A 9,108-nucleotide genomic window follows, 5' to 3' on the forward strand; every position below is an offset into this window, starting at 1 on the left:
TCCTGAAGGGGCTGCGCGACCGCTACGAGGCGCACCACAAGGTGCAGATCACCGACGGCGCCATCGTCGCGGCGGCGAACCTCGCCGACCGCTACATCAGCGACCGGTTCCTGCCCGACAAGGCCATCGACCTGATCGACGAGGCCGGCGCGCGCCTGCGTCTGTCGATCCTGTCGAGCCCGCCGGAGCTGCGTGAGTTCGACGAGAAGATCGCCAAGGTCCGCGAGGACAAGGAGGCGGCCAGCGAAGAGCAGGACTTCGAGAAGGCCGCGGCCCTCCGCGACGAGGAGAAGTCGCTGCTCGCCGAGCGCCTACGCCTGGAGAAGCAGTGGCGCAGCGGCGACGTCGCCAGCCACGCGGTCGTCGACGAGGGTCTGATCGCCGAGGTGCTCGCGCAGGCCACCGGCATCCCCGTCTTCAAGCTCACGGAGGAGGAGACCAGCCGTCTCGTCTTCATGGAGAAGGCGCTGCACCAGCGGGTCATCGGCCAGGAGGAGGCGATCGCCGCGCTCAGCCGTACGATCCGTCGTCAGCGCGCCGGCCTCAAGGACCCGAAGCGTCCCAGCGGCTCGTTCATCTTCGCCGGCCCCACGGGCGTCGGAAAGACGGAGCTGGCCAAGGCGCTCGCCGAGTTCCTGTTCGACGACGAGGGTGCGCTGATCTCGCTCGACATGAGCGAGTTCGGCGAGAAGCACACCGTCTCGCGGCTGTTCGGTGCCCCTCCGGGGTTCGTCGGCTTCGAAGAGGGCGGCCAGCTCACCGAGAAGGTGCGGCGCAAGCCGTTCTCTGTGGTGCTCTTCGACGAGATCGAGAAGGCCCACCCCGACATCTTCAACTCGCTGCTGCAGATCCTCGAAGAGGGTCGCCTGACCGACGGTCAGGGCCGCGTCGTCGACTTCAAGAACACGGTCATCATCATGACCACCAACCTCGGATCGTCGGCCATCGCCGGCGGCCCGGTCGGGTTCCAGGTCGAAGGCAACTCGCAGACGACCTACGAGCGGATGAAGGGCAAGGTCGACGAGGAGCTGAAGCGTCACTTCAAGCCGGAGTTCCTCAACCGCGTCGATGACGTCATCGTCTTCCCGCAGCTCAACAAGCAGGAGCTCCGCCAGATCGTCGGTCTGTTCACCAAGCGGTTGAGCGAGCGTCTGCTCGACCGTGACATGACGGTCGAGCTCACCGACGCCGCCAAGGACCGCCTCATCGAGATCGGGTTCGACCCGACCCTCGGTGCCCGCCCCCTGCGCCGCGCCATGCAGCGCGAGGTCGAGGATCAGCTGTCCGAGCGGATCCTGCACGGCGAGCTCAACCCCGGTGACCACGTCAAGGTGGATGCCGAGAACGGCACCTTCCTGTTCGAGCACGGTCCCCGCGGCGAGAAGGTCGCGGTGGGTGTCGGTGCCGCCGGCGCGATCGAGGCCACGCCGGACATCGTCGCCGGAAGCTGACCCGGTTCGATCACTGTACGAAGGGGCGGATGCGGCGGCATCCGCCCCTTCGGCGTTCGCGGGGGCGTGGGGCGTTTCGACTCGGCGCTGCGCGCCTCGCTCAACGACCGGGGTGTCCTGTCCGGTCGTTGAGCGAGCGCAGCGAGTCGAAACGTCTAGCGGGCGGCGCGGAAGCGTCGGGCCGCGGCGACGAGCGCGGCGAACAGGCGCCGGTCGGCGGCATCCTCTTCGGGGTGCCATTGCACCGCGACGAACCACGGCCCTTCGATCGTCTCGATCGCCTGCGGGAGACCGTCGTCGCTGCGGGCGCTGACGACGAGACCGTCGCCGACCCGGTCGATGCCCTGATGATGGTAGCTGCGCACCGACAGGTCGCCGGCGCCGACGATGTCCGCCAGTCGTGTGCCGTCTTCGACCGTCGCCGTGTTCGTCGCGAACACGCCGCCGCCGAGCTGATAGCGGCGCGTGCCCAGCGCCTCCGGCAGATGTTGGTGCAGTGTGCCACCCGCGGCGACGTTCGCCAGCTGCAGACCCCGGCAGATGCCGAAGACGGGCATGCCGCGACGACGTGCGCCGGCCAGCAGCGCCAACTCCCACGCATCGCGATCGGTGCGGGGCTCGTCGGTCTCGGGGTGGGGCGCGGCGCCGTAGAGAGCGGGATCGACGTCGAGGCCGCCGGTGAGGACCAGCCCGTCCAGACCGTCGAGCACCGCGTCGGCGGCAGCATCCGGGTCGGGCTGCGGTGGCAGCAGCACCCCCGCGCCGCCGACCGCGGTGGTCGCGTCGAGGTAAACCTGGGGCAGAAAGGCCGCGCGCACGTCCCACACACCCTGCTGGGCGCGCTCGAGGTAGGTCGTGAGGCCGATGACGGGTCGTATGTCTCTGGCGGGGGCGCTCATGCGGTTCCTGTCGCCGCGGGAGGAAGTGACGCAGCGGTCGCCGCCGCATCGAGCGGAGCCACGTCGACCGAGACGCGCAGCGTCGAGTTCTTCGCCTTGGTGAAGATGATGCCGCGCACCGGCGCGACGTCCCCATAGTCGCGACCCCACGCCACCGTCACGTAGCGGTCGTTCGCCCACTGGTCGTTCGTCGGGTCGATCGCCAGCCACTGGTCGCTGCCGGGCAGCCACACGGCGAGCCACGCATGCGACGCGTCGGCGCCGAACACCCGCTCCTTGCCGGGCGGCGGCTGCGTCGCCAGGTAGCCCGAGACGTAGCGGGCGGCGACCCCGTGCGAGCGCAGGCACGCGAGCGCCACGTGCGCGAAGTCCTGACAGACCCCCGCCCGCGCGCGCATCGCATCGCCCACCGTGCTGGTGACGGTGGTCGCCGTCTTGTCGTAGTCGAAGTCGCGGTAAATCCGCTGCATGAGATCCGTCGCGGCCTCACCGATGGGTCGACCGGGCGTGAGCGACACGGCACCGTACGCCGCGGCCTCCGGCTCGTGGCGCACCCGCGGCGACTCCAGGGCGTACTCGACGGCCCGCCACGCCTCGGGCAGATGAGTGTTCAGCATCGGCCGAGCCTGCTCCCACGGGAGTGCGAGCGCGTCGGCGTCGTATGTGGGCGTCTCGACGGCGGCGACACTCGAGGCGGTGATCGTCAGCGCCTCGTGCGGGTCGGTGAGGTGGAAGTAGGTGGCCGAGTTGCCGAACGCGTCGGTGTCGGGCGCGATGTCGCCCGGAGCCGGGTCGACCTGGACGCTCGCCTCGGTGACCTCCTGCCAGGGCAGGCCGCGGGGTACGAGATGGAACTGGCCGACGCTGTCCTGGACGGGCTTGCCGTACGTGTAGGCGGTGCGGTGCCAGACGCGGTAACGCATCACGCGCGGGCCTCCATCAACTCGACGAGGGACAGGTCGGTCATCGCGACGGCGGGCGGCCCGCTCTCGAAGTGGAGATGGGTGACGGCATCGGAGAGCTGTTCGAGCTGCGCCGTCACATCGGCCATGAAGGCGACGAGCGTGGTGCGTCGACCGTTATCGACGACGTCCAGCGCGGCGACGTCGATGGCGGCGAGTTCCGTTTCGAGATGATCGAGCAGGCGCTCCGCCCGGGTCGACCCCGTGGATGCCGGCATGGCGGCCAGATGCTCGCGCAGACGCGCGAGCGCGAACGCGAGCGAGCGCGGGTTGCTGTGATCGAGCAGCAGCAGATCGAGGACGTCGGCGGCCCGCATCGATCCGCGGTAGCGACGGCGGTGGGTCACGACGCTCTCGGCCGCCAGGAGGACGGCCTCCAAGACGCTGCGCTCGGCGCGGGGCGCGTGGCGTTCAGCCAGACCCGTCGACAGCAGTTCGGACAGCTGCAGTCCGCGCTCCAGGAAGCGGCCGGCTTCGATCATGTGCCAGCCGGTGTCGCGGATCATGTTCGCCGTGATGCCGTACAGCGACAGCATCGCCGAGAGCATGCGCCCTCCCGACTCCGCCGTGCGGTGCGGGTGGGACGAGCCGCGCAGCGCGCGGGTGGCCCGATCGATCGTCGCGAAGACCCGCCACGTGTCACCGGAGAGCTGGTCGCGGACGCCTTCCATCGCTTCGCGAAGCCGCGCGATCGAATGCGCGGCGGAGCCGGGACGGCGAACGTCCAGCAGCAGCGAGCGGAACTCCGCCTCGGGATCGAGCGAGCGCATTCCGGCCAGGCGTCCGAGCACATCCAGCAGAACGCGGGGGCTCTCCGCCAGCCGGCCCGCCACGTGGGCACGAGGCTGGTCGAGCTCGGTCTGCGCCGTCAGCAGCAGCCGCAGAAGGTCTTCCGCGCGCTCCGCGTAGCGGCCGGTCCAGAACATGTCGGCGTGCGCGCGGGGAGCCAGCGGCGGGACGCTGCGGGCCGTCGGTGCAGGCGCGATCTCGGTCAGGTTCTGGTCGGGGTCGTCCTCCGAGGCTTTCAGCACCCACACGTCCTTCGTCCGCGGGAGCGCATCGGGGCTCTCTCGCACGGTCGCCAGACCTCCGACGAGCGGACGGTATGCCGAGCCGTAGCGCAACGCGAACGCGCGGAGCGTCAACGGCAGCGCGTCGATACGCGCACCGAGATCGTCGGTGCTCGACCAGACCGGGGTTTGCGAGAGTGGCAGCAGGTCCTGCCCGACGAACCGGTGCGGAGCCGACTGGATTCGCGCGATCAGGTCGTCGGCCGACATCTCGCTGAACGCCTTGCGCGGTTCGTCGATCGTGCGCACGATCAGGCCCCGATCTCCCGCGCGCACGCGCGACAGCACCCGGTCCCTCGCCTCCGGATCGCCGCACCACACCGTCGGCACCGACGGAATGCGCAACTGCTCGCCGAGGAGGTATTCGCACGCCGCGGGCAGATAGGGGAGCAGCCCCGGGTTCTCCAGCACGCCGGCTCCGAGGCCGTTCACCAGGCGCACATGGCCGCGGCGTACGGCCTCACTCAGCCCGGCGACGCCCAGCCGTGAGTCGCCGCGAAGTTCCAAGGGGTCGCACCACGCGGCATCCACTCTCCGGATGATGACGTCGATGCGGTCGGCGGGACGGGTGCGGGGCCAGCCGGCGGGCTTCATCCAGACGAACCCGTCGCGGACGACGAGGTCGCTGCCCTGCACGAGGGGGAAACCGAGCGCGCTCGCCAGGAACGCCTGGTCGAACGCCGTCTCGCTCAGCGTGCCGGGAGTGAGGATCACGACTCGCGGGTCATCGATCTCGGCGGCCACCGACGACAGCAGCGCCGCGCGCAGCGCCGAGAAGTAGGGGTCGATGCGGTGGAGGTTCTCCTCCTGGAACAGGTCGGGCAGCACCTGCGAGATCACCCGGCGATTCTCCGCGGCGAAGCCCAGACCCGACGGTGCCTGCACGCGATCGGCGAGGACGTGCCATTCGCCCTCGGCGTCGCGCCCGAGATCGGTCGCCGCCAGCAGCAGCGGATGAGGGTCGACGGCGCTCGCGCGGGCCAACGGGCGAGTGAAACCGGAGTGGCCGAAGACGACGGCCGACGGCACAATCCCTTCGCGCATCAGATTCTGCGGTCCGTACAGGTCGACGAGCAGCGCGTTCAGCAACTCGGCCCGCTGCGCGAGCCCGACCTCCAACGGCGACCAGCCGGCCGCGTCGAACACGAACGGCACCGGGTCGAGCTGCCATGGCTGCGGCCCGGAGTCGCCACGCAGGTACGAGACGCCGTCGTCCGCGAGAAAACGCGCGATCTCGCCGTCGACGCGCTGCAGATCCTCGCCGGTGAGGCTCAAGGCGTGCGCCGCCAGCGCCTTCCATCCGGGGCGCAGCGAGCCGTCGGCATCCACGAACTCGTCGTAGCGAACCGCCTCGGCCGACGGCGACAAGGGCAGCGTCGGCTGCGACACCGTCGCGGCATAGTCGCGCAACACACTCACGGCGAAGTCCTTCCCGGCTCCAGCGTAGGGGGCAATACAGTGGGTCGGTGACCCTTGCCGACCCCACCGAAGGCACCAGCCCGGCGCGCCCCGTCGTCCGGCCCGCGCGGACCTCGGATGTCCGCGGCATCCTCGCCCTTCTCGAGCCGTGGGTGCAGCGGCGGATCCTGCTCGGCAAGGAGATCGTCACCCTGTACGAATCGGTGCAGGAGTTCGTCGTCGCCGAGCAGGACGGCGAGCTCATCGGCTGCGGCGCCCTGCACGTGATGTGGGAGGACCTGGGCGAGATTCGCACGCTCATCGTCGCGGAGAACTGGCTGCATCACGGTGTCGGCGGCGCGATCGTGACGCAGCTGGAGGCCCGCGCGGTCGACCTCGGTCTGTCGCGGCTGTTCTGTCTCACCTTCGAGGTCGACTTCTTCCGTCGTCGCGGTTTCACGCCCATCGGCGAACAGGTCGTCGACCCCGACGTGTACTCGCAGCTGCTGCGCAGCCCCGACGAGGGTGTCGCGGAGTTCCTCGACCTCGCGCACGTCAAACCGAACACGCTCGGCAATACCCGCATGCTGAAGAACCTCTGAGCCCCGCGCGCCCCGGCAGGAGACGGGGATGCCGCGGCCTAGCCTGGAGGAGTGAGCACCCCGACGCGCCGTTCGCGACGCCCCAGCCCCGCCGTCTACCGGCGGCGCCGGCTCGTCGCCGTGCTGATCGTCCTCGTCATCATCGCGGCGATCGTCCTCGTGATCTGGCAGCCGTGGCGCGGGTCACAGGCTGCCGCACCCGTATCGAGCCCGTCGGTCACCACGCCCGTCGCGTCGGCGTCGACTCCTCCCGCGTCGGCGGCGCCCGCGGAAGCCTCAGCGGCGCCGGTGGCACCGAACCTCACCCCCGACGCGTCGGGGACGGCGCCCACGGTTGCGGCGTGTTCGACCGCGGCCATCTCGGTGCAGGCGGTCACTGATCAGGACGTGTACAGCGCCGGCGAGCTGCCCAAACTGTCGATCACGCTCTCGAACACATCGGGTGCGCCGTGCCTGATGAACGTGGGAACCGCGACACAGTCGTTCGTGATCACCAGCGGCACCGACACGTGGTGGCGCTCGACCGACTGCCAGTCGGAGTCGAGCGATCAGGTCGTTCAGCTGGCAGCGGGCCAGACGGTCTCGAGCGTGACGCCGCTGCAGTGGGACCGCACGCGATCGTCGGTCGACACCTGCGGATCGTCGCGGCCGCAGGCCTCGCCCGGCTATTACCACCTGTCGGTCTCGATCGGCGGCATCCAGGCAGCGGACACGAAGGTATTCGAACTGCGCTGAACCCGCGATCATTACTGGTAGGTCCGATTGTTGAAGAGTGCACTTTTCGCGCCTTTTTCGTCGATGATGCGGAGGTTCACGCGCGAAGGGTGTTGGCGGCCATGCCTGAGCACGGTAGGTGAACATCCGGTGACAAAGCCATCGCGAACTCGCGGATTGATTCGATAGATGTCAATATAGAAGCATGTCGAATCAAGAAGTCGAACTGGTCATCGTCGGGTCCGGTCCCGCCGGATACACGGCGGCGGTCTACGCGGCGCGTGCGGGTCTCGCGCCGGTCGTGATCGCGGGCTCGGTGACCGCGGGCGGTGCGTTGATGACGACGACGGAGGTGGAGAACTTCCCGGGCTTCGTCGATGGCGTGCAGGGACCGGAGCTGATGGAGTCGATGCGGGCGCAGGCCGAGCGATTCGGCGCTCGGATCGTCTACGACGACGCGATCCGCCTCGAGCTCGACGGCGACGTGAAGACCATCGAGACCGGTGCCGGGGCGACGTACCGGGCGCGGGCGGTGGTCCTCACGATGGGTTCCGCGTACCGCAAGCTCGGCCTCTCCGAAGAAGAGCGGCTGTCGGGGCACGGAGTGTCCTGGTGCGCGACGTGCGACGGGTTCTTCTTCCGCGAGCAGGAGATCGTCGTGGTCGGCGGCGGGGACTCCGCGATGGAGGAGGCCCTGTTTCTCACCCGGTTCGCGTCGAAGGTGACCGTCGTGCACCGCCGGGACGAGTTCCGCGCGTCGAGGATCATGGCGCAGCGCGTGCTGGAGGACCCGAAGATCGAGGTCGCCTGGAACAGTGAGGTCGGTGCGATCCTCGGCGATGAGCAGGTCACCGGGCTCACGCTGCGCGACACCGTCACCGGGGCCGAGCGCACGCTCGACGCGACGGGGGTGTTCGTCGCGATCGGGCACGACCCGCGTTCCGAGCTCGTGACCGGGCAGGTCGACACCGACGCGGACGGGTATGTGCGGGTCGCGCACCCGTCGACGCGGACGAACCTGCCCGGGGTGTTCGCGGCCGGGGATCTCGTCGATCACACGTACCGGCAGGCGATCACCGCCGCGGGCACCGGCTGCGCGGCCGCGCAGGACGCCCAGCACTACCTGTCGAACCTCGAACCCACCACCGTTCCTGAGCTTGCTTTGGAGGTCTCCGCATGAGCATCGTCACTCCCGTCACCGACGCTACTTTCCGGGCTGAGGTGATCGAGTCCGAGCTACCCGTCGTGGTCGACATCTGGGCGACCTGGTGCGGCCCGTGCAAGGCGATCGCCCCGATCCTGGACCAGCTCGCCAGCGACTACGCGGGCCGGGTGAAGATCGTGAAGGTCGACGCCGACCAGAACCCCGAGACCGTGACCGCGGCCGGCGTGACCTCGATCCCCACCCTCGGGTTCTACCGGAACGGAGAGCGGGTGGACGTGCTGATCGGCGCGCACCCGAAACCCGTCTACGTCGCGAAGATCGAAGAGCTGCTCGCATGACCGACACCCTGACCCGCACCGCCCCGAAACGGCTCTCCACCCTCGACAAGTGGCTTCCGCTGTGGATCGGCTTCGCGATGGTCGCGGGCCTCTTGCTCGGTCGTTTCGTGCCCGCACTTTCTGACGCGCTCTCTGCGATGGAGGTCGGCGGGATCTCGATCCCGATCGGGCTGGGCCTGCTGGTGATGATGTACCCGGTGCTCGCGAAGGTCCGCTACGACAAGGTCGCCGCCGTCACGGGCGACAAGAAGCTTCTTGTCTCCTCGCTCGTGCTGAACTGGCTCGTGGGGCCCGCGGTGATGTTCGCGCTCGCGTGGATCTTCCTGCCCGACCTGCCGGAGTACCGGACCGGGCTGATCATCGTGGGTCTCGCGCGCTGCATCGCGATGGTCGTGATCTGGAACGATCTCGCGTGCGGTGACCGGGAGGCGACCGCGGTGCTGGTCGCGATCAACTCGGTCTTCCAGGTCGTGATGTTCTCGGTGCTGGGCTGGTTCTACCTGACCGTG

At 69.3% G+C, this 9,108-nt stretch carries 9 protein-coding genes; 6 read left to right on the forward strand and 3 right to left on the reverse strand.

Going from position 1 to position 9,108, the window contains the following annotated elements; translation table 11 throughout:
- Nucleotides 1-1,451: AAA family ATPase (locus tag BGN98_RS06445; RefSeq protein WP_288120324.1), on the forward strand; the 1,451-nt coding region annotated here is incomplete at its 5' end.
- A 155-nt stretch (nucleotides 1,452-1,606) separates the two neighbouring features.
- Here BGN98_RS06445 and BGN98_RS06450 read toward each other — a convergent pair.
- From BGN98_RS06450 to BGN98_RS06460, 3 genes are read right to left on the reverse strand one after another with little or no spacing between them, the layout of a single operon-like run.
- Entirely contained in the window at nucleotides 1,607-2,350 is a 744-nt protein-coding gene (locus BGN98_RS06450; protein WP_288120325.1) for a gamma-glutamyl-gamma-aminobutyrate hydrolase family protein, read from the reverse strand.
- A complete protein-coding gene (locus BGN98_RS06455) occupies nucleotides 2,347-3,273 on the reverse strand; it encodes a transglutaminase family protein (protein ID WP_288120330.1) in 927 nt (308 codons plus the stop codon). Before BGN98_RS06455 ends, BGN98_RS06450 begins: the two co-directional genes overlap by 4 nt.
- Entirely contained in the window at nucleotides 3,273-5,801 is a 2,529-nt protein-coding gene (locus BGN98_RS06460; RefSeq protein WP_288120326.1) for a circularly permuted type 2 ATP-grasp protein, read from the reverse strand. The genes BGN98_RS06455 and BGN98_RS06460 overlap by 1 nt, the downstream gene beginning before the upstream one ends.
- A gap of 47 nt (nucleotides 5,802-5,848) precedes the next feature.
- Here BGN98_RS06460 and BGN98_RS06465 point away from each other — a divergent pair, with 47 nt between their 5' ends.
- From BGN98_RS06465 to BGN98_RS06485, 5 genes are all read left to right on the forward strand, one after another.
- On the forward strand, nucleotides 5,849-6,382 hold the full coding sequence (locus BGN98_RS06465) for an amino-acid N-acetyltransferase (protein ID WP_288120327.1): 534 nt from the start codon (nucleotides 5,849-5,851) through the stop codon (nucleotides 6,380-6,382).
- Between the two features lie 51 nt (nucleotides 6,383-6,433).
- Nucleotides 6,434-7,117 (forward strand): hypothetical protein, encoded by a 684-nt coding sequence (locus tag BGN98_RS06470; RefSeq protein WP_288120328.1) that lies wholly within the window; start codon nucleotides 6,434-6,436, stop codon nucleotides 7,115-7,117.
- Nucleotides 7,118-7,301: 184 nt separating this feature from the next.
- Nucleotides 7,302-8,276, forward strand: a complete 975-nt coding sequence (gene trxB, locus BGN98_RS06475; protein WP_288120329.1) for a thioredoxin-disulfide reductase — start codon at nucleotides 7,302-7,304, stop codon at nucleotides 8,274-8,276.
- Complete coding sequence (gene trxA / locus BGN98_RS06480; protein WP_144882514.1) at nucleotides 8,273-8,599, forward strand: thioredoxin; 327 nt, start codon at nucleotides 8,273-8,275, stop codon at nucleotides 8,597-8,599. The genes trxB and trxA overlap by 4 nt, the downstream gene beginning before the upstream one ends.
- A partial coding sequence (locus BGN98_RS06485) for an arsenic resistance protein (RefSeq protein ID WP_502687819.1) occupies nucleotides 8,596-9,108 on the forward strand: 513 nt, incomplete at its 3' end. The genes trxA and BGN98_RS06485, both read left to right, overlap by 4 nt.

Origin of the sequence: Microbacterium sp. 69-7 (assembly GCF_001897985.1) — a bacterium.
Lineage (GTDB): Bacteria > Actinomycetota > Actinomycetes > Actinomycetales > Microbacteriaceae > Microbacterium > Microbacterium laevaniformans.